The following is a 21,588-nucleotide window of genomic DNA, read 5'->3' as shown; positions in this document are numbered from 1 at the left end:
CGTACTGTTTCCTACTTGGCAGACGGCTTCCGCCAGGTTCAGGTTGAAGGGAGTGACGATGAAAGACACCGAACTGACGCAGCGTAAGAACGACCATCTGGATATCGTGCTACACCCAAACCAGGCCGCTAGTACCCTTCGCCCAGGCTTTGAACACTGGCGCTTTGAGCATTGTGCGCTGCCGGAATTAAACCTGGATGATATTGATCTGGGGACTTACCTGTTCGGGCAACCTCTAAAAGCACCCATCCTCATCAGTTCGATGACCGGCGGAGCGAGCCGAGCCAAGGATATCAACCGGCACTTGGCAGAGGCCGCTCAAACGCTGGGCCTTGCCATGGGCGTGGGTTCACAACGCGTAGCCATTGAAGGCGAAGCCAACTGGGGCCTCACGAGTGAACTGCGCCGAATTGCCCCGGATATCCCACTGCTGGCCAACCTGGGAGCCGCCCAAATTAAAGGCGAACGCGGGCTTGATTATGGCCGCCGCGCGGTTGATATGATCGAAGCTAACGCACTAATCATTCATCTCAACCCGCTACAGGAAGCGCTGCAAACCGGTGGAGATCGCGACTGGCGTGGCATACTCACCGCCATTGAGCGCACCGTGGCCGCGCTGGACGTGCCTGTGGTGGTCAAGGAAGTGGGGGCTGGGCTGTCTGTTTCTGTGGGTCGTCAACTTGCCGAAGCGGGCGTGGCGATGCTGGACGTTGCGGGCGCGGGTGGCACCAGTTGGGCGGCCGTTGAGGGTGAGCGCGCCAGCACGCCACAAGCGCGTGCCATCGCTATGGCCTTCGCCGACTGGGGAATCCCCACCTCACAAGCATTGCACGATTTGCGCCAGGCACTGCCCGGTATGCCGCTGATCGCTTCAGGCGGGGTGGCCAGCGGTATTGATGCGGCTAAAGCGCTCTGTTTAGGCGCTCATCTGGTAGGTCAGGCAGCGGCGGTGCTGGGCAGCGCCACCACCTCAAGCGATGCCGTTATCGAGCACTTTCAAACGCTCATTGAGCAGCTGCGCGTTGCCTGTTTTTGTACCGGCAGCGCGGACCTGGTGGCGTTAAAGCACACGACGCTTACGCAGGTTGAGGCGGGGGCATAAGCCACTACGCGGTCATATCACCGTTATATAGCCACGTTCACGCACTCCAAGCCTTTGCTCTGCAACTCATTGTGCGTGGCCACCAAGTGATGTTTATCCAGTGACACGCCAGAGAGAGCTATAAAACACGCTAGCGCCTTGCCGCAAAAAACGCTTTTAATAACTTGCTGGCCGATGGCGCCAGCACGCCCGCCGTCACCTCTACATGGTGATTAAACCACGGCTGGGCCAGCAGGTTAGCCTTGGATTCCACCATACCGGTACGAGGCTCAGCAGCGCCATAAACCAAACGCTTTAGGCGTGCATGCACAATGGCGCCCGCGCACATCATGCACGGCTCCAGCGTGACATACAGCGTACACCCTTCCAGCCGGTAGTTGGCACTCTGCTGCCCGGCTTCACGCAGGGCACGAATTTCCGCATGGCCGCTTGGGTCACAGCTCAGCACCGGCGCATTGTGGGCAGCGGCAAGAATCTCTCCTTCGCTATTCACCACCACGGCCCCTACCGGCACTTCGCCCGCCTCAGCCGCCAAATGTGCCTGTTCAAGGGCACGGTGCATGTAAAATTCATCGCTGCGTATCAAGGCAAACTCCGCTAAGGTAGCAAAATGATGGTAGCAACGGCGGCCTCGCCGTATGTGATGTCCGCCACTATGGGCAACAATAGATAGCACCAAGGATACCTGGAATGACCGACGCGCTGAATACGTTAGTAAACCTGCTTGAGCTTGAAGTCCTCGAAGAGACGCTCTTTCGAGGGCAAAGCCAGGACCTGGGCTTTCCTCAGCTTTATGGCGGACAGGTGCTTGGTCAAGCGCTCGCGGCGGCCTCACGTACAGTACCCGCTGAGCGTCACCCACACTCTCAACACGGTTACTTTCTTCGCCCTGGCGACCCGCACCGCCCCGTGGTCTATCAGGTGGATAACGTACGCGATGGCGGGAGCTTTACCACGCGCCGCGTTACGGCGATTCAAAAAGGCCGACCGATCTTCTTCTGTAGCGCCTCGTTTCACAGCCCTGAAGAAGGTTTTCATCACCAGCGCGCCATGCCTCAAGTCGAGTCGCCGGAAGCCTTGATTGAGAGCGGCGCCGCCAAGCACTCACGCTTTCCGGGCCACCCTATCGAGTTTTTGCATATTAAAGGCAACCCAGATGGCGGCGACCCGGCCGGGCAGTGTTTATGGTTCCGCTTTGCAGGCACGCTACCCAATGCCCCCGCCCTGCACCGGCACTTGCTCTCCTACGCCTCTGATTTCAATCTGCTGACCACCAGTTTACTGCCCCATGGCATTCAGTTCACTGACCCGAAGCTGCGTATCGCAAGCCTTGACCACGCGCTATGGCTTCATGAGGACGCACGGCTGGATGAGTGGCTTTTATACGTCATAGATTCCCCCTGGGCAGGCGACTCGCGAGGCCTGGCACGCGGTCATATCTATCGCCGTGATGGCCGCTTGATTGCCTCTACCGCACAGGAAGGGCTGACTCGCATGCATGACGCGCCGATTCGCTAAGCTTCGTACAAAAGCCTTTAGACGTCGCTCCTTAAAAGCACAACGCCCGCAGCAAGTGCGGGCGTTGATAGTAGCGATTAAACCGGCGTGTTAAACAACACCCGAAACATCACTGGCCATAAGCCTCATCGATCGTTTTGAGCGGGTAGTGAGCCGGGTACGGTTTGCGCGCCACGCCTGAATCTACTGCCGCCTGGGCCACCGCGGAAGAAACGCGCTCCAGCAAGCGAATATCGACTGGCGTGGGGATAATGTACTCACGACCAAAGCTCATTTCCGTACGCTCATAGGCATTCAACACTTCCTCGGGAACCGGCTCGCGGGCCAGATCCTTAAGCGCATGCACAGCGGCAAGCTTCATGGCTTCGTTAATCCGTGTAGCGCGCACATCCAACGCCCCACGGAAAATAAACGGAAAGCCCAACACGTTGTTTACCTGGTTTGGGAAGTCTGAACGGCCGGTCGCCATAATCACATCCGGGCGCGCTTCACGGGCAACGTCAGGATGAATTTCCGGGTCCGGGTTGGTGCAGGCGAAAATCACCGGGTCAGCGGCCATCTTTTTAACCTGCTCAGCCGACAGCAAGCCTGGGCCAGAAAGTCCAATAAACACATCGGCGCCGTCGATAGCATCATCCAGCGTGCGCATGTCAGTATCCAGCGCAAACTCTGCCTTGTACTCATTGATACCCTCACGGCCGGTATGGATAACGCCACGGCGATCCAGCATCACCAGGTTCTCTTTTTTGGCGCCACACGAAACCAGCAGGCGCATGCAGGCAATCGCTGCCGCACCGGCCCCCATGCAAACGATCTTCACGCTATCTATCGTTTTACCAGCGATTTCCAACGCGTTCAGCATACCCGCAGCCGTTACAATAGCCGTGCCGTGCTGGTCATCGTGGAAGACGGGGATATTGCAGCGCTCAACCAGCGCTTTTTCAATCTCAAAGCACTCGGGCGCTTTGATATCTTCAAGATTAATGCCGCCCCAGGTATCGGCAATGCGGGCAACGGTGTCGATAAACGCCTGCGGGCTTTCGGCGTCTACTTCAACATCTACCGAGTTGATCCCGGCAAAGCACTTGAACAATACGCCCTTGCCTTCCATCACCGGCTTACTGGCCAGCGGGCCAAGATTCCCCAAGCCTAAAATGGCGCTGCCATCGGTAATAACGGCGACCAAATTTCCCTTGCCCGTATAACGGTAAGCATTTTCAGGATCGCGGGCAATTTCGCGAACCGGCTCAGCAACGCCTGGGCTATATGCCAGTGCCAAGTCCCGGGCTGTTGCGGTGGGTTTGGTTAACTCCACCGATAGCTTGCCAGGAATCGGTTTCGCATGATAGTCCAGTGCTGCCTGCTTATTTGCATCCGTCATAATGAGGGTCCAATTAGCCTAAAATAGATATAAGTGCTTCCAGAATATAGAAAAACCCAAGGCGCCTCAAGCGCGCCGTCAACTCAAAAAGAAAACGCTTTTTTTAGCGATTTTTCCTTCACGTTAATTACTTTTCCCAACCATTTGCTGAATCTTATGCAGAAGCATTTTAGCTATAACGCATTGCTTATTGCTGTATCGCAGCATTTATGAAAAACCCTTCCATCTCGCCATTTGTTCATCCAAACAGGCATTTATAGAAATTCGCCCATAAAAAAACCCACGCCGTAGCGTGGGTTTTTCTTACAAGTACCTGGTATTTTACCCGCACTTGCAGTGTGGCTGATCCGTCAGGATTAGCCGCGCTTAACAGCAGCGCCGAAACGCTTGTTGAAGCGCTCTACACGGCCACCGGTGGTCGCTTGCTTCTGCTTACCTGTGTAGAACGGGTGGCAGTTGGAGCATACGTCTAGCGAGAAATCCTGGCCAGAAGTAGAGCCTACCTGGAAGCTAGCACCGCAAGAGCAGTTAGCGGTGACCGTATTGTAATTCGGGTGAATACCTTGTCTCATCGTGATGATCTCTCAAGCGGTATGCCGCCACCTGATCCGTTGCCAGGCACCGCATACGGGTTTGGAAAAACTACTAACCGGTTAACCGTCTGATCGTTTAGATTCAGAGCGGCCGCATATTTTAGCAAAACTTATCGCCGGAGGCCAATTGCCTGACACTGTTTCTTTGCAGGTGCTAAAAGTCGCCTTGCCGTCCCCACTCCGACGCCTGTTTGATTACCTGCCCGCCAGCCGCACTCCCCCTTGCGGCTGGCAGCCTGGGCTTCGTGTACGCGTACCCTTTGGGCGGCGCGAAGTGGTGGGCGTGGTAGTTGAACTGGCTGCCACCAGCGAACTACCACGCAGCCAGTTACGTGCTGTCAGCGAAGCGCTGGATGATGCACCACTTCCCAATGACTGGCTGTGGCTATGCCGGTTTGCCGCACGCTACTACCAACACAGCCTGGGCGATACGCTCCATCATGCGCTGCCTGCACGGCTGCGCCAGGGCCACCCAATGGCTGGGCGCACGCAAACGCTGTGGTTTGCCGTAACGCATACCCCGCCGGATTTAAGCCGAGCGCCCAAACAAGCCGAGCTGTATGCGCTTTTATGCCAGCATCCGCACGGCCTGCCTTCACGGGCTGTCAGCGCCCACGGCTTTAGCCGCGACCAGCTGCTAGCACTGGGCAAGAAGGGGCTGGTCACCCACCAGGAAATCACCCTGACCGCCCCCGAGACGCCGAGTGGCAGTTTGCTTGCCACACCGGCACTGCCGCTCAATCGTGAGCAGGCCACCGCCCTTGCGGCGCTACACGAAAAGCTTGAAAGCTACCACCCTTGCCTGCTGGAAGGCGTTACCGGCAGCGGCAAGACAGAAGTGTATCTGCAGCTTATTGAAGCAATTGCCGCCAAAGGCAAGCAGTCGCTGGTATTGGTGCCGGAAATCGGCCTGACGCCGCAAACCCTGGCGCGCTTTAGAAACCGTTTTCGGGTGCCCGTGGTGGCACTCCACTCCGGCTTAACCGACCCCGAACGGCTGGACGTTTGGGAAGCCGCGGCAAACGGGCGGGCGCTGATTATCATCGGAACACGCTCGGCGATCTTTACCCCGCTTGCCAACCCAGGCGCGATCATTGTCGATGAAGAGCACGACGGCTCTTACAAGCAGCACGACGGGCTGCGTTACCACGCCCGCGACCTGGCCGTTGCACGCGCTCATTACCACGGCATTCCACTACTGCTGGGCAGCGCCACGCCTTCGCTTGAGAGCCTACAGCAGGCGCTTTCCGGTAGTTATCGCCACCTGCGCCTTACTCAGCGGCCCAGCCGTCATCAGCCCGCCAAGCTGGAGCTTCTTGATTTACGCCACCAGCGCCGCCAGGGGGGCCTGCTACCGGGTGCTATCAAAGCGATCAAAAGCACCTTGAGTGCGGGCAAGCAGGTGCTGATTTTCATCAACCGGCGCGGCTTTGCGCCGTCGCTTGCCTGCCACGCCTGCGGCTGGATGGCGGAATGCGGCCAGTGCGATTCACGCATGACGCTGCACCGCCAGCCGCCGTTACTTGCCTGCCACCACTGCGATAGTCGTCGTGCCCTGCCGGATGCCTGCCCCGAGTGCGGCAGCGGCGACTTACGCGCGCTGGGAAGCGGCACCGAGCGTACCGAAGAGACGCTCCAGGGCCTTTTCCCCAAGGTCACCGTGCACCGTATTGATCGCGACAGCACCCGCAAGAAAGACAGCTTTGAGCAGATCCTAAAGGAGATTCAGCGGGGTGAGCCTTGCCTGCTGGTGGGTACGCAGATGCTTGCCAAAGGGCACCATCTGCCTCATGTCACACTGGTGGTTGTGGTGAATGCTGACGGCGGCCTTTACGCCGCCGACTTCCGTGCCCTGGAGCATAGCGCGCAGCTGCTGGAACAGGTGGCTGGGCGCGCAGGACGCGCAGCCGACCAGGGGCGAGTACTGGTGCAAACACTGCATCCGGATGACCCCCACTTAGGGCTGCTGGCCGAACAGGGCTACGGAGCATTGGCGAGAAACTTGCTGGAAGAGCGCCGCCAGGCACACCTGCCGCCGTTCACGTTTATGGCACTACTACGGATCGAAAGCCCCCAGGAACCGGCGGCCCTTGCCTTAGCGCAACAGGCGGGCCAAGCGCTGCGCGAGTGGCTGAAAACCTCAGGCCTTACCACTTACTGCCTGGGCCCCGTGCCTGCGCCCATGGAGCGACGCCAAAATCGCTACCACATGCACTTGATGCTGACCGCCAATAAGCGCAGTCAATTGCACGTGGCGGCCAGTTGGCTGGTGCAATGGCTTGAGGCCAACCGCGAGGCGCGCAAGGTGCGCTGGTCGATTGATATCGACCCTCAAACGCTTGCCTAGCCTGCGGCGCCGCCGTTGAAAATAGCCAGGATTACCAAGGGCACTTATGCAAGGATCGCATCAACACCTTTGAAACTGCGCGCCAAATGCTGATAATGGCCGCTTTGCTGATGCACTTCGTAAGTGCGCACTTGCACACGCCGCCACCGACGTTACCCGGATACCTAAATGAAAGACACGATTGTTTCCCTGCTCAACGGCGCCATTGATGCGCTTAAGCACCAAGGCGTGCTGCCTGATGACCTTCAGCCCAACATCAAAGTTGACCCCACCAAAGACAAGGCGCACGGCGATTACGCCACGAACCTGGCACTCATGCTGGCCAAGCCTGCTGGTAAGAACCCTCGTGAGCTGGCCGAGGCGCTGATTGCCGCGCTGCCAGAAAGCGATGCACTTCAAAAAACCGAAATTGCTGGGCCCGGGTTTATCAACTTTTTTGCCGCCGCAGATGCCGCCGCCCAAATTGTGGCGCAAGTGCTGGATAGCGGCGACGCCTTTGGCCGCAGCATGATGGGCAAGGCGGAAAAAGTGCAGGTCGAATTTGTATCGGCCAACCCAACAGGCCCGTTACACGTAGGCCACGGCCGCGGCGCCGCGATTGGCGACTGCCTGTGCCGCCTGCTGGAAGCAACCGGTTACGATGTCACGCGTGAGTTTTACTACAACGATGCCGGCGCGCAAATTGCCAACCTGGCCCGTTCGGTACAGGCGCGCGCCAAAAATCTGGGCCCTGATGATGAAAGCTGGCCGGAAGACGGCTATCGCGGCGAATACATTACCGATGTCGCTAACGACTACCTGGCGGGTAAAACGGTCACTGCTGATGATCGCGAAGTAACCGCCAAGGCAGACGCTGATGACCTGGAGGCTATTCAAGAGTTTGCCGTTGCCTGGCTGCGTCGCGAACAGGATCTGGACCTAAAGGCTTTCGGCGTTGAATTTGACGTGTACTTCCTGGAGTCATCGCTTTATCAGGACGGCAAGGTCAACGAAGCGGTTGAAAAACTCGTCGCCAACGGCCACACCTATGAAGAAGATGGCGCCATGTGGCTGCGTACCACTGACTTTGGCGATGACAAAGACCGCGTCATGCGCAAGCGTGAAGGCGGCTATACCTACTTCCTGCCCGACGTTGCTTACCACCTGGATAAATGGCAGCGCGGCTTTACCACCGTGATTAACGAGCAGGGGGCCGACCACCACTCGACCGTTACCCGTGTGCGTGCGGGCCTGCAAGCGCTGGAAGTGGGCATTCCCAAAGGCTGGCCCGACTACGTACTGCACCAGATGGTGATGGTCACGCGCTCAGGCGTCGAAGTAAAACTCTCCAAGCGGGCAGGCAGCTACGTTACGGTGCGTGACCTGATTGATGAAGTGGGCCGTGATGCCACGCGCTTCTTCCTCGCGGCACGCCGCGCCGACTCCCAGCTAACTTTTGATATTGACCTGGCGCGCTCACAGTCCAACGACAACCCGGTGTACTACATTCAGTACGCCCACGCGCGCGTAAGCAGCATGCTGCGTAAAACAGAGGCAGCGGGCCAGCCTTTTGATCACGCCCTGGCGCTTGCCAATCTCGCGCTGCTGGGAAGCGACCAGGAAAAAGCCGTGCTTAACCGCCTGGCGCGCTATCCAGAAGTGGTTCAAAACGCGGCGAAAAACCGCGAACCGCAGCAAGTGGCGCAGTATCTACTGGACCTGGCGGGGGATTTCCATACCTGCTACAACGCGGTCAAAGTCATGGTCGAAGACGATACGCTTCGTAACGTGCGTCTCTCGCTGGGTCTGGCAACCCGTCAGGTACTGCGTAATGGCCTGGACTTGATGGGCGTTAGTGCCCCCGAGGAGATGTAAGCCATGGCCAGCCCGCGCAAAAAGCCTGCTCGCCCTCGCCAGGGCGCTACCTCGCAGCGTAAAGCCCCTCGCTCCTCCAAAGGCAGAGGATTTCGCCTGCCGGGGTGGGTATGGGGTCTTGCCGGTATGGCCGCAGGTTTTTTCCTTGCTCAGCACCAGCACGGCACGGCGCCCTGGCAGGACACGCCAAGTGACCAGCCGCAGGCAACGGTACTCTCCAAACCCGAAAGTGCCGAGCGTGCCGCCGCCAGGGAAAACGAAACTGCAAGCGAACCCTCGATGCCCACGTTCGAGTTCTATACCTTGCTGCCTGAGACCGAGGTCATTGCCCCAGGCGTCACGCTTCCTTCAAGCGTTACCCGCCCGGAAGTTGCCGAGCAAGTTGATGTGCAAGCCGCCGAGCGCGCCTCACCCCAAACATCATCAACTGACGACCCTATCGCTCAGGTGATTGCGGCCAACACGCGGCCGGAAGAGCAGGCAAGTACCGCGCAGCCGACAGCCCCCACCAGCACCAGCGCGCCTAATCGCTACGTATTGCAGGCCGCTTCGTTTCGTGAGCTAAGCGATGCCGAGCAACTACGCAGCCGGTTACGTAATTTGAGCCTACTGGCGCAAATCAGCGAAGTGCAAGCGGGCGGCGATACGTGGCACCGTGTCCAGGTAGGCCCTTACGAAGACACACGCGAGTTGAACCGCGCCCAGGATTTAATGACCACGCAAGGCATTGAACCCTTGTTGATACAGCTGCAAAACTGATTTTAAGAACCGGGCCTCAAACGAATAAAGCGGTAGGCGTTACCCAGCGGGCGGTTGATTTTTTATCAGCCGCCCGCATTTTATTGTTCATCGTCTTTTATAGGCGGTCGCTCTATCATCGTTTAAGCGGCCGTTCAGTTATCGGGAGCACGCCTCCCCCAAGGAGTTATCTCCATGACCACTATCGTATCCGTACGTCGCGGTAATCAGGTTGCCCTGGCAGGCGACGGCCAGGTATCACTTGGCAACACCGTGATGAAAGGCAACGCCAGCAAGGTGCGTCGCCTTTACCGTGGCAAAGTGCTCGCCGGTTTTGCAGGCGGCACCGCTGACGCATTTACGCTGTTTGAGCGCTTTGAAGCCCAGCTTGAAAAGTACCAGGGTCACTTGACCAAGGCGGCCGTTGAGCTAGCCAAAGACTGGCGCACCGACCGCGCCCTGCGCCGGTTGGAAGCGCTGCTTGCCGTCGCTGACCACAGCGCCTCGCTGATCATTACCGGCAACGGCGATGTCGTTGAGCCTGAACGCGGCATTATCGCGATTGGCTCAGGCGGCAACTTTGCCCAGGCAAGTGCCCGAGCGCTGCTTGAGAATACCGAGCTTTCCGCGCGTGAAATCACCGAGAAATCGCTCCAAATTGCCGGTGACATCTGTGTATTCACCAACCATCACGTGACGCTCGAAGAGCTGAATACCAACGAACGTTGAGGCTGACTTAATGACTCAGATGACACCCCGCGAAATCGTCCACGCGCTTGATCAATACATCATCGGCCAGCAAGACGCCAAGCGCGCCGTTGCCATTGCGCTGCGCAATCGCTGGCGCCGCATGCAGCTTGACGACGACCTGCGTCCTGAAGTAACCCCGAAAAATATTTTGATGATCGGGCCAACCGGTGTGGGTAAAACCGAGATTGCGCGTCGTTTAGCAAAACTCGCCCGTGCGCCGTTTATCAAAGTAGAAGCCACTAAATTTACCGAGGTAGGCTACGTTGGCCGCGATGTGGAATCCATCATTCGTGATTTGATGGAATCGGCCATGAAAATGGTGCGCGAGCATGCCAAAGAGGAAGTTGGCCATCGTGCCGATGATGCCGCTGAAGATCGCGTGCTTGATGCGCTTCTGCCGCCGCCCCGCGGCCAGGAAGACAAGCCTCGTGAAGACTCCAGCACGCGTCAGAGCTTCCGCAAAAAACTGCGCGAAGGCCAGCTGGATGATAAAGAGATCGATATAGAGGTCTCTTCCCAGAGCGCGGGTGTCGACATCATGACGCCGCCCGGCATGGAAGAGATGACCAATCAACTGCAGAGCCTGTTTTCCAACATGGGCCAGCAGAAACGCGAGCAGCGCCGCGTAACGGTCAAAGAAGCGCTGGTACTGCTGCGCGATGAAGAAGCCGGCAAGCTGGTGAATGAAGATGAAATCAAAGCGCGTGCCGTTGAGGCCGTAGAGCAGCACGGCATCGTGTTCCTGGATGAGATCGACAAAGTTGCCAAGGGCAGCGGACAGTCCAGCGGTGGTGAAGTGTCTCGTGAAGGCGTTCAGCGTGACCTGCTGCCGTTGATCGAAGGTTCTACGGTTTCCACCAAGTACGGCATGGTGAAAACTGACCATATCCTGTTCATCGCATCCGGCGCTTTCCACTTGGCGCGTCCGTCTGACTTGATCCCCGAGTTACAGGGCCGTCTGCCGATCCGCGTGGAGCTTGATGCGCTAACGCCGGGCGACTTCAAGCGCATTCTGACCGAGCCATCCGCATCATTGACCAAACAGTACCAGGCGCTGCTGGCAACCGAAGGGCTGGGTATTGAGTTCACCCCTGACGGGATTGAGCGTATCGCCGAGATCTCCTGGCAGGTTAACGAAGGCACCGAGAATATCGGCGCTCGCCGCTTGCACACCGTGATGGAGCGCTTGCTGGAAGAAGCCTCGTTCAAGGGCGGCGATATGGACAGCCCGCTGGTCATTGATGCCAATTATGTGAATGCCCAACTAGGTGAACTGGCTGTCGACGAAGACCTGTCGCGCTATATCCTGTAATGATCGCTTAAATCGCTTGCCCACTGATGCCTGTTTCAATGGGGCGCAGAAGGTGGGCAAGCTATCTCGGCAATGAGCCAAGAGGTTTGTGCATGAACGCTCCCGCCCCCAACCGGGTTCACTATCATAAAAAGGCCCGCGAACTTGAGCTTGGCTATGCCAGCGGTGAGAGCTTCCGGCTGCCGATAGAGTTTTTGCGGGTTTACTCGCCCTCTGCAGAGGTACGTGGTCATGGCGGTGATACCGCTGTGCTTCAAGTCGGTAAAAAGGATGTTGGGCTACAAAACATCGTCCAGACAGGCAACTATGCGCTACAGCTTTACTTTGATGACGGGCATAACAGCGGCATTTATAGCTGGGAATACCTGTTTGAACTCGCCACGCATCAAAAAGCCTATTGGGAGAACTACCTGCAGCGGCTAAAAGAAGCCGGTGCATCGCGCGAGCCGGCAGGTATCCAATTCAAGCAGCTGTGATTCGAGAAGCATGCTTCAAGAACCATAAGCCAAGAACCAAACTCAAAAACCATGACCCAGCGCATCCGACCAGGCGCAGACAAATTGGGGCAGACAAGGCTACAATATCGCCAAACTTTTTATACGACGACCATCTGGTCGATTGTTACCGCCTCGAACTCGGGAGCTAAAGCCCCATGAGCCCCACGGAAAAGCGCACCACCGATTTTGGTTATCAAGAAGTCCCGGTCGACGAGAAAGCATCACGTGTAGCGGATGTATTCCACTCTGTCGCCGCCCGTTACGACGTTATGAACGACTTAATGTCGATGGGCATCCACCGTGTATGGAAACGCTTCACCATTGAGCGTGCGGGCGTTCGCCCCGGCCACCACGTTTTAGATATCGCGGGGGGGACCGGTGATTTAACCCTTAAGTTCTCACGTATTGTTGGCCCGCGCGGCAAAGTCGTGCTTGCCGACATCAACGCCTCCATGCTGAAGGTTGGCCGCGACAAGCTGATGGATAATGGCGTCGGTGGCAATGTTGAATACGTTCAGGCCAACGCTGAGTGCTTGCCCTTCCCTGACAATAGCTTTGACTGTATTACGATTGCGTTTGGCTTGCGTAATGTGACCAACAAAGACGCCGCGCTACGCTCCATGGCCCGCGTGCTAAAACCGGGTGGCCGCTTGCTGGTGCTGGAGTTCTCCAAGCCCAATAACCCGCTGCTTTCTAAAGCCTACGATGAGTACTCTTTCCGCCTGCTGCCTAAAATGGGCGAGCTTGTCGCTGGAGACGGCGAAAGCTACCGCTATTTAGCGGAGTCCATTCGCATGCACCCGAACCAGGAAACGCTTAAAGCGATGATGGAAGCAGCAGGCCTTGAGCGGGTGGAGTACACCAACCTGACGGGCGGCATTGTGGCCCTGCACCGTGGCATCAAGTTATGACGTTATCGTCGATAGTGGTATCAACGATCACGAGGTCAGCATGCTGTTAACCCCGACACTTGTGTTGGCCGGTTGTGAACGTACGCTTAATGCCCTGCTCGCTCGCGACCCTGCCGCACCGGCTCGCTTAGCAGCCCTGGCGGGCAGTCGGCTTTTGGTGCGTTTGGAAAAGCCACATCTGCAGCTGGTACTGCATTACCATTTGGCGGGTATTGACCTACTCCGTGGCGATGACGTAGACGAAGCCGATGTCGACGCAGTGGTAGAACTCACACCTGAAACCTTCTCTGAATGGATCAGCGGCGCCTCCATTGAGCGGCTCATGTTTGACGGCAAGCTCGCGGTGCGCGGACGCCTTCATCTGCTGGAAGCTACCCGCGACCTGCTGTTTGACCTGGATATCGACTGGGAAGCCGAGCTTGCCAATTGGTTGGGCGATATCCCCGCTCACTCGTTGGCGGAAGGCGTGCGCCGCCTGACGCGCTGGGGGCTGCGTACCAAGAATGAGCTTCTTCAGGATGTCTCAGAGTATGTATTTGAAGAAGCGCGTTTACTGCCAGGCCGCCAGCAGCGTGATGTGCTGCGTGACCACTTAACCGAACTTGAAGTGGCAACTGACCGTTTGGAAGCCCGCTTTAACCGACTCCATCGCCGTCTGGTGCGTGACTCATCGCTTGCCTCACAGGAGCCGTCGGCATGAGCCTGCGTCTGTTCAAAATTCTTTGGATTATTGCGCGCCACCGGCTAGACACTCTGATCCCCATGGAGCGGCTGCCGTTTTGGCTGCGAGCGCTTTTATGGTTTTCACCGCTGCGACTTTTTTCGGTTGGTCATCGCAGTCGTGGCGAGCGATTGCGCCTGGCGCTGGAAGCGCTGGGGCCTATTTTTATCAAATTTGGCCAGATGCTCTCCACGCGTCGAGACCTCTTGCCGGATGATGTCGCCAACGAGCTTAGGCGCCTACAGGATCAGGTGCCGCCCTTTCCGGGCGAACTTGCCGCCGCCCGGGTCGAAAAAGAGCTGGAGATGTCACTTGATGTAGCGTTCGCTGAATTCGAGCAGGCGCCACTTGCCTCGGCATCCATCGCTCAGGTACATGCGGCCAAGCTACATACCGGCGAAGAGGTGGTGGTTAAAATTATCCGCCCCGGTATCGACCGCATCATGCGCCAGGACATGGCGCTGATGTATCAAGTTGCCAAACTGTTTGCCAAGGTGCCTGAAGCCCGCCGACTGCGCCCGGTCGAAGTGATTCGCGACTATGAGGCCACGCTATTCGACGAACTGGACCTTTATAAAGAAGCGGCTAACACCTCACAGCTCAAGCGTAACTTCAAGGATTCGCCGCTGCTGTTTGTACCGACTATTTATTGGCCTTTCACACGTCGACACGTGATGGTTCAGGAGCGTATTCGCGGTGTACCCGTCGCGGATATGGAGACGCTGACCGCCCGTGGGGTCAACTTAAAGAAACTCGCTGAGCGCGGCGTAGAACTCTTTTTTACCCAGGTATTTCGCGACAACTTCTTCCACGCGGATATGCACCCGGGTAATATTTTTGTTAATTGCGATAATCCCGAAGATCCTCAATACATTGCGATCGACTGTGGGATTGTGGGCAGTTTAACCCGCGAGGATCAGGACTATCTCGCGCGTAACCTTTTGGCATTTTTCCATCAAGACTATTATGAAGTCGCCGCGCTGCACATCGAATCTGGCTGGGTGGGCGAGAATACTCGCGCGAATGAGTTTGCCGCGGCCATCCGCACCGTTTGCGAGCCGATCCTTGAAAAGCCTTTAAAAGACATTTCCTTTGGCCAAGTACTGTTAGGGCTTTTTCAAACGGCTCGGCGCTTTAATATGGAAGTCCAGCCTCAGTTGGTACTGCTGCAAAAGACCCTGCTCAATATTGAAGGCCTTGGCCGCCAGCTCTATCCGGAACTGGATCTATGGAGCACTGCCAAGCCCTATCTTGAGCAGTGGATGAAAGACCGCGCGGGCATTAGCGGGCTGTGGGAGTCGTTAAAGCGCCAAGCGCCTGAGCTTTCTCATCAGTTGCCTGAACTGCCCGTTCTTGCCCACCAGGCGCTGACCCGGATGGAAGTTGAACATCGCCAGCGTCACCAACAGGTCGACTCGATTCATCACATGCAGCGCCAAATGGCGGATCAAGGAAAACGCCATCACCGCTTACGGATTGGCCTGCTCCTGGTAGCGATTGCACTGGCCTGGCAGCCGCTTGTCAGTTGGGCCGCTACTCAAGATTGGCCGATTTTAGGCGCAGCCGCCATTGGCTTGCTGCTACTGTTATGGCAATAGCGTTGTTATAAACGTGGTTGGACGTTCGCACGTGGTGGGACTTTCACTTACGAATGATGATGCTCACTGTTGTAAAGGAGACTCATGAATACCTCTTTAACGTCTAATCACGCCCCCGTACTGGACACCCTCGCCGAGGTACTAAAGCAGCGGCGCAGCGCTTCTTCTGAAGATTCTTACGTTGCCTCCTTGCATCATAAGGGTTTGAACAAGATACTCGAAAAAGTGGGTGAAGAAGCCACCGAGACGCTGCTTGCCGCAAAGGATGCAGAACACGGCAGCCACGAGCAGCGCCAGGCTCTGGTCTCGGAAACCGCCGACCTCTGGTTCCATACGCTGGTTATGCTCTCTCACCTGGAGCTGGATCATCAGGATGTGTTAAACGAGTTGGCGCGGCGCTTTGGCATTTCCGGCCATGTCGAAAAAGCCGCACGTACGCCATAATAAATAACACGCATTTGAATTAACGAGGATACGCATATGTTAGGTGGCATCAGTATTTGGCAGCTGCTAATTGTCTTAGGCATCATTATTTTAATCTTCGGCACCAAAAAGCTACGCAATGTGGGCACCGACCTGGGCGGCGCGGTTAAAGGCTTTAAAAAAGCGGTGCATGAAGACGAGAAAGACGACGAAAAGAAAGACGCCGAGCCTCCACATGCCAAGGTTAGCCACGAAGAACCTGGCAACACTTATGACGTTCAGGCCGAAGAAAATCGCAAGGCCCGTAACGAAGAGCCCAAATAATTTATGTTGGATATCGGCTTTCTTGAACTGATGCTTGTCGGTGTCGTGGGACTACTGGTACTTGGCCCTGAGCGCCTCCCTCGGGCGGCGCGTACGGCAGGCCTTTGGGTTGGTAAAATCAAGCGCACGATATCCGGCATGCAGCGCGAAATTAGCGCGCAGCTTGAAGCAGAAGAGCTGCGCCAAACGCTGAACGAACAGCAAAAGACCATTAAAGATAGTCTGAAGAGTGCTAAAAAAGACGTTGAGAGTATTCTCGACACTCCCTCCTCGCGCAGCACTTCTTCATCGACAAGCCAGAGTGAAACGGAGCAACGTGTAGCCCAGGCAAGTGCCCAGTTGGATGAAGCGCAGCGGGAAGTGAACGAAGCGGCGCCCCATACCTCCAACGAGCCCTTAAAGGCGACCTCTAAAAAGGATAGTCAGAACCCATGAGTACCCCTGGCGACGCTCGGGAATCCCAGAACGATCAGCAGCAGGCCCCATTGATTGAGCATTTGATTGAGCTTCGCATGCGCCTTGTCCGTGCGGTGGTGGTCATTTTAGTGGTTTTTCTGGGCCTTTATGCTTTTGCCAATGATATCTATGGCTTTGTGGCCGAGCCGCTGATGGCTCTGCTACCGCCGGGTTCGCAGATGATTGCGACCGAAGTAGCCTCGCCCTTTCTGGCGCCTTTTAAGCTAACCCTGGTGGTCGCCGTTTTTATCGCTATACCCTTTGTACTGCATCAGGCATGGGCGTTTATCGCGCCAGGGCTATACGATAATGAAAAAGCCCTGGCCATCCCTATTCTGGTCTCAAGTATTGGGCTTTTTTATGCGGGTGCGGCTTTTGCCTACTATGTGGTATTTCCGCTACTGTTTGCCTTTTTCACCCAGGCCGGGCCTGAAAACGTCACGGTCATGACCGATATTAACCAGTACCTGAACTTTGTACTGAAGCTCTTTTTCGCCTTTGGCGTGGCGTTTGAAATCCCCATTGCGACCTTTTTGCTAATCCTGTCGGGCGCCACCAGCGTAGAGAGCCTTTCCAAAAAGCGGCCCTATGTTTTTCTGGGCTGCTTTGTCATAGGGATGCTGCTAACGCCGCCAGATGTGGTATCACAAAGCCTGTTGGCACTGCCCATGTACCTGCTTTACGAGGTAGGCCTGCTATTTGGTCGCCTGGTGCGCAAGCGGCGTGATGAGCAAGCCACCGAAGAACAGGAGCCGTAAACAGCGCTTCTATCACCTGAAAGCCGCATCGTTATTGACGTTATCACCACGTTAAAAAGCCTCTGTCATTATTCATGACAGAGGCTTTTTTATAGCGCAGCGTCTACCGCTTATTAGCCCATCATTTCGTCAATGCGGTCTACCAGCTTAAAAATACCGGTGGCGGCTTCACTGATACGCGTTGCCAGCATATAGGCGGGCGTGGTGACCACTCGGTGCTCCAGGTCGACCACAATGTCACCCACTGCGCAGCTGCGATGCAGGCCACCCATGGCGCTGATAGCCCCCGACACACTTGGGTCATGGCCCACGGTAACCGCAACACCCTCACCCAAAAGCCGTGGCACCAATACCGGCGCAATACACATTAACCCAATCGGTTTTTCCTCTTCCCGAAAGCCGGAAAGCGCGTCTTTTAGTGCCTCCAACACCTGCATGCCGTCCCCTGCGCTTGCAAAGTCAGACAAATTCTTCGCCACGCCAAACCCACCCGGCACAATGACCGCGTCAAACTCATCAGCCTTTAGCTCAGCCATCGGCTGGATGTCGCCACGCGCAAGGCGCGCTGACTCCTGAAGCACGTTGCGTGACTCACCTTCTACAGCTTCCTGAGTGAGGTGGTTAACAACATGATGTTGCTCAATATCGGGCGCAAAGCAGCGATAACCGATGCCCAACTGGTCCAAACGCAACAGCGTTAACGTGGTTTCATAAATTTCAGAACCATCAAAAACGCCACAACCCGCTAATACCACTGCCACCTGTTTGGTCATGCCTATCTCCCTTATCGCAGTGTCTGCCGAATGCAATACAGCAAAGCAATCGCTCACTTTAGTCAGTGTGGCGGTTTGCCACAAGACGGCTTTCGCCGTAAGACATGCCTGATATACTCAATCCAAGCCTATGGGCATCTTTATTTATGACCCTTTATTACGGAGAGACCTCTTGAGCACACTCACTCCCCGCCAGTTTCCTAACACTCGGCTGCGCCGCATGCGCCGCGATGATTTTTCCCGTAGGTTGATGCAGGAAGTGACCCTGACACCGTCTGATTTAATCTTGCCGGTGTTTGTTTTAGAGGGTGAAAATCAGCGTGAAGCCATTGCTTCCATGCCCGGCGTTGAGCGCCTGTCGATTGATTTATTGATTGAACAAGCCAGGGAAGCGTTTGCGTTAGGTATTCCCGCGCTGGCGCTCTTCCCAGTGGTAGGTACCGAGCAGAAAAGCGAGCTTGCCGAAGAGGCTTATAATGCCAACGGATTGGTTCAGCGCAGCGTGCGCGCGCTTAAAGAGGCGTTGCCTGAGCTGGGCATTATTACCGATGTCGCCTTGGACCCTTACACCAGCCACGGCCAGGACGGTATTTTAGATGAGCAAGGCTACGTTCAGAACGACCGCACGGTAGAAACGCTGCTTAAGCAGGCACTTTCCCATGCTGAAGCCGGGGCGGATGTTGTCGCGCCTTCAGACATGATGGATGGTCGCATTGGCGCTATCCGCCAAGTACTGGAGCAAGAGCTTCTGCACAATGTGCGGATCATGGCCTACAGCGCCAAGTACGCTTCCAAATACTACGGCCCATTTCGTGACGCGGTCGGCTCGGCGACCAATCTAGGCAAGGCCGACAAGCGTACCTACCAGATGGACCCGGCCAATAGCGATGAAGCGCTGCACGAAGTGGCCATGGATATCAGTGAAGGCGCTGACATGGTCATGGTGAAACCCGGCATGCCCTATCTGGACGTGGTGCATCGGGTTAAAACCGAGCTTAAAGTGCCCACCTTTGCCTATCAGGTAAGTGGTGAGTACGCCATGCACCGCGCCGCGTTCGATAACGGCTGGCTGGAAGCCGAGCCGGTGATCCTGGAATCACTGATGTGCTTTAAACGTGCCGGGGCCGACGGTATCTTGACGTATTTTGCACTGGAAGCCGCTCGACTATTGCAGAACCAACGCTAGAAGCCCGCCCTCAAGATGACAGATATATGACATTTTTCTGTCATCTTTCTCCCGCATACTGCTTTGCACGGCAGGTATCACGCTATGCTAGTTTGAAGCCATTAATGCGGGGGAGCCTTATATGGACGATCACGTTACACCATCTACAGCGCTATCACTGAGCGAACTACCCAACGTTGAAATGGATGGTTTACCGTTACGCATTAATCGTACGCCCAACGGTGTGCACGCCAAGGATACCCTTAGTGAAACCGATCTGGATGATCCCCAACTCTATTTAAACCGCGAGCTTTCCCACCTTCAATTTAATATTCGCGTTCTGGAACAGGCACTGGACGATGCGCATCCACTGCTTAATCGACTGATGTTCCTGCTTATTTTCTCATCCAACATGGATGAATTTTTTGAAATTCGCGTGGCGGGTTTAAAACACCAGATGGCCATGGGCGATGATACAACAGCGGCCGATGGCCGTTTGCCCAAGGCGGTGCTTGCTGAAATTTCCGATATTGCCCACCAGCAGATCGCTCGTCAGTACAAAATTCTTAACGACACGCTGCTACCCGCCCTGGAGCAACAGGGCCTGCGTTTTCGGCGCCGCGCACAGTGGACCGAAGCGCAAAAGCAGTGGGTACATGAGATGTTTAATAACGAGATCATGCCCGTCATCAGCCCGATAGGCCTTGATCCTTCGCACCCCTTCCCACGGCTGGTCAATAAGAGCCTTAATTTTATTGTTGAGCTGGAAGGTAAAGATGCCTTTGGGCGTGCAGGCGGCATGGCCATTCTTCCTGCCCCTCGCTCGCTCCCGCGTTTAATGGCGCTTCCCAAAGCGCTTTGCGCCGAAGGCTACTCTGAATATATCTTCCTCTCCTCCATGATTCACGCCCATGCTGAGGAGCTATTTCCCGGTATGCGCGTGCGCGGCTGCTATCAATTCCGATTGACGCGCAACGCCGACATGACCGTCGACCCGGAAGAGGTTTCTGACCTGGCCTCGGCGCTGCGAGGCGAGCTACTGGCCCGCCGTTATGGAAGAGGCGTACGCCTGGAAGTCGCCGATAATTGCCCCGACGACTTGACCAACTTTTTAATGCGCCAGTTTGAGCTTGATGCCGAGGATCTCTATCGCGTTGAAGGGCCCGTTAACCTGACCCGCATGATGTCGGTGCTGGGAGATGTTGATCGCCCCGAACTGGTGTATCGCCCGTATACGCCGAGTGTGCCCAAGACGCTTAAAATCAGCTCCATGTTTGACTCGATTGCCAGGAACGATGTTTTGCTTCACCACCCCTTCCAGTCGTTCTCACCTATTGAGGAACTACTGCGTGAGGCGGCTCGCGACCCAAACGTTCTAGCCATTAAACAGACGCTTTACCGCACCGGCGCCGAATCGTCTATTGTGAGCGCGCTTGTGGATGCCGCGAGTCAAGGTAAGGAAGTCACCGTCGTTATCGAGCTACGCGCACGCTTTGACGAAGCAGATAACCTTCAGCTTGCCTCACGCCTACAGGAAGCCGGGGCCATCGATATTTACGGCATTATGGCGTATAAAACCCACGCCAAGATGCTGCATATTGTCCGGCGTGAAAAGGGCGAGCTGCGCCACTACGCGCACATGGGCACGGGCAACTATCACTCTAAAACCGCCAAGCTTTACACCGACTACAGCCTGTTAACCGCCAACAAAGCGCTATGTGCCGATGTGCACAAGGTCTTCCAGCAGCTTTCAGGGATGGGCCGGGCGCGCAAAATTGATACGCTGCTGCACGCACCGTTTACGCTGCATGAGCGTTTGGTGGAGATGATTGACCGTGAAGCACAGCTGGCACAAAAGGGTAAGCGCGGGCATATCATTATCAAGTGTAATTCACTCACCGAGCCCAAGCTGATTAAAGCGCTTTACCGTGCCTCCCAGGCGGGCGTTGAGTGCGATTTGATTATCCGTGGCATGTGCTGCCTAAAACCCAACCTTCCGGGCATTTCTGAAAACATTCGTGTGCGCTCGATTATTGGCCGTTTTCTGGAGCACACCCGGGTGTTTCACTTCCATAACGACGGTAAATCGGAAACCTGGTGTTCAAGCGCTGACTTTATGTCGCGCAACATGTTCCATCGGGTAGAAACCTGCTTTCCGCTATTGGATAAAAAGCTCGCCACCCGAGTGCGTAAAGACCTGGAAACCTACCTGGTCGATAATTGCCAGAGCTGGCTGCTGCAAAACGATGGCTCCTATCGCTTGCAGGACCCCGGTGATAGCGATGCGATCAGCGCTCAGGAGACCCTGCTTTACGCGTTCGCATCCAAAAGCTAGCACAATGTGCATGACCGGAAAAATCCAGTAAG

The 21,588-nt window shown here is 56.1% G+C and carries 21 protein-coding genes; 17 read left to right on the top strand and 4 right to left on the bottom strand.

The features are described from left to right. The first annotated feature begins 58 nt into the window (after positions 1–58). Positions 59–1,102 (top strand): type 2 isopentenyl-diphosphate Delta-isomerase, encoded by a 1,044-nt coding sequence (gene fni, locus ACT3T6_RS09770; RefSeq protein WP_193053290.1) that lies wholly within the window; start codon positions 59–61, stop codon positions 1,100–1,102. Between the two features lie 130 nt (positions 1,103–1,232). Here the strand turns inward: fni and tadA are convergent, their stop codons facing one another. Beyond that, positions 1,233–1,685 (bottom strand): tRNA adenosine(34) deaminase TadA, encoded by a 453-nt coding sequence (gene tadA / locus ACT3T6_RS09765; protein WP_217883834.1) that lies wholly within the window; start codon positions 1,683–1,685, stop codon positions 1,233–1,235. A 107-nt stretch (positions 1,686–1,792) separates the two neighbouring features. Here tadA and ACT3T6_RS09760 point away from each other — a divergent pair, with 107 nt between their 5' ends. Then, complete coding sequence (locus ACT3T6_RS09760; protein WP_193053291.1) at positions 1,793–2,620, top strand: acyl-CoA thioesterase; 828 nt, start codon at positions 1,793–1,795, stop codon at positions 2,618–2,620. Positions 2,621–2,729: 109 nt separating this feature from the next. Here the strand turns inward: ACT3T6_RS09760 and ACT3T6_RS09755 are convergent, their stop codons facing one another. Both ACT3T6_RS09755 and rpmE read right to left on the bottom strand, forming a co-directional pair. Beyond that, positions 2,730–4,001 carry a malic enzyme-like NAD(P)-binding protein gene (locus ACT3T6_RS09755; protein ID WP_172117393.1) on the bottom strand — a complete coding sequence of 424 codons (1,272 nt, stop codon included), beginning with the start codon at positions 3,999–4,001 and terminating at the stop codon, positions 2,730–2,732. A gap of 356 nt (positions 4,002–4,357) precedes the next feature. After that, on the bottom strand, positions 4,358–4,573 hold the full coding sequence (rpmE, locus tag ACT3T6_RS09750; protein WP_087105934.1) for a 50S ribosomal protein L31: 216 nt from the start codon (positions 4,571–4,573) through the stop codon (positions 4,358–4,360). Positions 4,574–4,721: 148 nt separating this feature from the next. Here rpmE and ACT3T6_RS09745 point away from each other — a divergent pair, with 148 nt between their 5' ends. The 13 genes from ACT3T6_RS09745 to tatC all read left to right on the top strand — a co-directional run bounded on the left by ACT3T6_RS09745 (position 4,722) and on the right by tatC (position 17,283). After that, a complete protein-coding gene (locus tag ACT3T6_RS09745) occupies positions 4,722–6,941 on the top strand; it encodes a primosomal protein N' (RefSeq protein ID WP_193053292.1) in 2,220 nt (739 codons plus the stop codon). A gap of 168 nt (positions 6,942–7,109) precedes the next feature. Further along, complete coding sequence (gene argS, locus ACT3T6_RS09740; protein WP_172117391.1) at positions 7,110–8,795, top strand: arginine--tRNA ligase; 1,686 nt, start codon at positions 7,110–7,112, stop codon at positions 8,793–8,795. Between the two features lie 3 nt (positions 8,796–8,798). Beyond that, positions 8,799–9,554 carry an SPOR domain-containing protein gene (locus ACT3T6_RS09735; protein WP_193053293.1) on the top strand — a complete coding sequence of 252 codons (756 nt, stop codon included), beginning with the start codon at positions 8,799–8,801 and terminating at the stop codon, positions 9,552–9,554. A gap of 174 nt (positions 9,555–9,728) precedes the next feature. After that, positions 9,729–10,262: an ATP-dependent protease subunit HslV gene (gene hslV, locus ACT3T6_RS09730; protein WP_172117389.1), complete on the top strand. Its 534-nt coding sequence runs from the start codon at positions 9,729–9,731 to the stop codon at positions 10,260–10,262. A 10-nt stretch (positions 10,263–10,272) separates the two neighbouring features. Further along, positions 10,273–11,595 carry an ATP-dependent protease ATPase subunit HslU gene (hslU, locus tag ACT3T6_RS09725; RefSeq protein WP_172117388.1) on the top strand — a complete coding sequence of 441 codons (1,323 nt, stop codon included), beginning with the start codon at positions 10,273–10,275 and terminating at the stop codon, positions 11,593–11,595. A 92-nt stretch (positions 11,596–11,687) separates the two neighbouring features. Then, positions 11,688–12,071: a gamma-butyrobetaine hydroxylase-like domain-containing protein gene (locus tag ACT3T6_RS09720; protein WP_193053294.1), complete on the top strand. Its 384-nt coding sequence runs from the start codon at positions 11,688–11,690 to the stop codon at positions 12,069–12,071. A 176-nt stretch (positions 12,072–12,247) separates the two neighbouring features. Next, positions 12,248–13,003 (top strand): bifunctional demethylmenaquinone methyltransferase/2-methoxy-6-polyprenyl-1,4-benzoquinol methylase UbiE, encoded by a 756-nt coding sequence (gene ubiE, locus ACT3T6_RS09715; protein WP_172117386.1) that lies wholly within the window; start codon positions 12,248–12,250, stop codon positions 13,001–13,003. A gap of 40 nt (positions 13,004–13,043) precedes the next feature. Then, positions 13,044–13,703, top strand: a complete 660-nt coding sequence (locus ACT3T6_RS09710; RefSeq protein WP_087105919.1) for a ubiquinone biosynthesis accessory factor UbiJ — start codon at positions 13,044–13,046, stop codon at positions 13,701–13,703. Further along, the gene (gene ubiB / locus ACT3T6_RS09705) at positions 13,700–15,322 is read left to right on the top strand and encodes a ubiquinone biosynthesis regulatory protein kinase UbiB (protein WP_193053295.1); all 1,623 of its coding nucleotides are present in this window, start codon (positions 13,700–13,702) and stop codon (positions 15,320–15,322) included. Before ACT3T6_RS09710 ends, ubiB begins: the two co-directional genes overlap by 4 nt. A gap of 84 nt (positions 15,323–15,406) precedes the next feature. Then, a complete protein-coding gene (locus tag ACT3T6_RS09700; RefSeq protein ID WP_193053296.1) occupies positions 15,407–15,766 on the top strand; it encodes a phosphoribosyl-ATP diphosphatase in 360 nt (119 codons plus the stop codon). 36 nt (positions 15,767–15,802) lie between these two features. Beyond that, on the top strand, positions 15,803–16,069 hold the full coding sequence (gene tatA, locus ACT3T6_RS09695) for a Sec-independent protein translocase subunit TatA (protein ID WP_193053297.1): 267 nt from the start codon (positions 15,803–15,805) through the stop codon (positions 16,067–16,069). A gap of 3 nt (positions 16,070–16,072) precedes the next feature. Further along, positions 16,073–16,504 (top strand): Sec-independent protein translocase protein TatB, encoded by a 432-nt coding sequence (tatB, locus tag ACT3T6_RS09690; RefSeq protein WP_193053298.1) that lies wholly within the window; start codon positions 16,073–16,075, stop codon positions 16,502–16,504. Beyond that, complete coding sequence (tatC, locus tag ACT3T6_RS09685; protein WP_193053299.1) at positions 16,501–17,283, top strand: twin-arginine translocase subunit TatC; 783 nt, start codon at positions 16,501–16,503, stop codon at positions 17,281–17,283. Before tatB ends, tatC begins: the two co-directional genes overlap by 4 nt. Before the next feature lie 113 nt (positions 17,284–17,396). On the opposite strand, the gene elbB is transcribed toward tatC, so the two are convergent. Continuing rightward, the gene (gene elbB / locus ACT3T6_RS09680; RefSeq protein WP_193053300.1) at positions 17,397–18,056 is read right to left on the bottom strand and encodes an isoprenoid biosynthesis glyoxalase ElbB; all 660 of its coding nucleotides are present in this window, start codon (positions 18,054–18,056) and stop codon (positions 17,397–17,399) included. Positions 18,057–18,228: 172 nt separating this feature from the next. Here elbB and hemB point away from each other — a divergent pair, with 172 nt between their 5' ends. Continuing rightward, entirely contained in the window at positions 18,229–19,242 is a 1,014-nt protein-coding gene (gene hemB, locus ACT3T6_RS09675; protein ID WP_193053301.1) for a porphobilinogen synthase, read from the top strand. 121 nt (positions 19,243–19,363) lie between these two features. Continuing rightward, a complete protein-coding gene (gene ppk1 / locus ACT3T6_RS09670; RefSeq protein WP_193053302.1) occupies positions 19,364–21,556 on the top strand; it encodes a polyphosphate kinase 1 in 2,193 nt (730 codons plus the stop codon). Positions 21,557–21,588 lie beyond the last annotated feature (32 nt).

It is taken from the genome of Halomonas sp. 72 (assembly GCF_052379785.1).
In the GTDB taxonomy this organism is placed as follows: Bacteria; Pseudomonadota; Gammaproteobacteria; order Pseudomonadales; family Halomonadaceae; genus Vreelandella; species Vreelandella citrativorans.
The sequence above is the reverse complement of the archived record's forward strand: the minus strand, read 5'-3'. Positions and strand labels throughout refer to the sequence as shown.

Coding starts and splice junctions, on each gene's coding strand:
- fni (WP_193053290.1), top strand. CDS start 59: ATGAAAGACACCGAACTGACGCAGCGTAAGAACGACCATCTGGATATC.
- ACT3T6_RS09760 (WP_193053291.1), top strand. CDS start 1,793: ATGACCGACGCGCTGAATACGTTAGTAAACCTGCTTGAGCTTGAAGTC.
- ACT3T6_RS09755 (WP_172117393.1), bottom strand. CDS start 4,001: ATGACGGATGCAAATAAGCAGGCAGCACTGGACTATCATGCGAAACCG.
- rpmE (WP_087105934.1), bottom strand. CDS start 4,573: ATGAGACAAGGTATTCACCCGAATTACAATACGGTCACCGCTAACTGC.
- argS (WP_172117391.1), top strand. CDS start 7,110: ATGAAAGACACGATTGTTTCCCTGCTCAACGGCGCCATTGATGCGCTT.
- ACT3T6_RS09735 (WP_193053293.1), top strand. CDS start 8,799: ATGGCCAGCCCGCGCAAAAAGCCTGCTCGCCCTCGCCAGGGCGCTACC.
- hslV (WP_172117389.1), top strand. CDS start 9,729: ATGACCACTATCGTATCCGTACGTCGCGGTAATCAGGTTGCCCTGGCA.
- hslU (WP_172117388.1), top strand. CDS start 10,273: ATGACTCAGATGACACCCCGCGAAATCGTCCACGCGCTTGATCAATAC.
- ACT3T6_RS09720 (WP_193053294.1), top strand. CDS start 11,688: ATGAACGCTCCCGCCCCCAACCGGGTTCACTATCATAAAAAGGCCCGC.
- ubiE (WP_172117386.1), top strand. CDS start 12,248: ATGAGCCCCACGGAAAAGCGCACCACCGATTTTGGTTATCAAGAAGTC.
- ACT3T6_RS09710 (WP_087105919.1), top strand. CDS start 13,044: ATGCTGTTAACCCCGACACTTGTGTTGGCCGGTTGTGAACGTACGCTT.
- ubiB (WP_193053295.1), top strand. CDS start 13,700: ATGAGCCTGCGTCTGTTCAAAATTCTTTGGATTATTGCGCGCCACCGG.
- ACT3T6_RS09700 (WP_193053296.1), top strand. CDS start 15,407: ATGAATACCTCTTTAACGTCTAATCACGCCCCCGTACTGGACACCCTC.
- tatA (WP_193053297.1), top strand. CDS start 15,803: ATGTTAGGTGGCATCAGTATTTGGCAGCTGCTAATTGTCTTAGGCATC.
- tatB (WP_193053298.1), top strand. CDS start 16,073: ATGTTGGATATCGGCTTTCTTGAACTGATGCTTGTCGGTGTCGTGGGA.
- tatC (WP_193053299.1), top strand. CDS start 16,501: ATGAGTACCCCTGGCGACGCTCGGGAATCCCAGAACGATCAGCAGCAG.
- elbB (WP_193053300.1), bottom strand. CDS start 18,056: ATGACCAAACAGGTGGCAGTGGTATTAGCGGGTTGTGGCGTTTTTGAT.
- ppk1 (WP_193053302.1), top strand. CDS start 19,364: ATGGACGATCACGTTACACCATCTACAGCGCTATCACTGAGCGAACTA.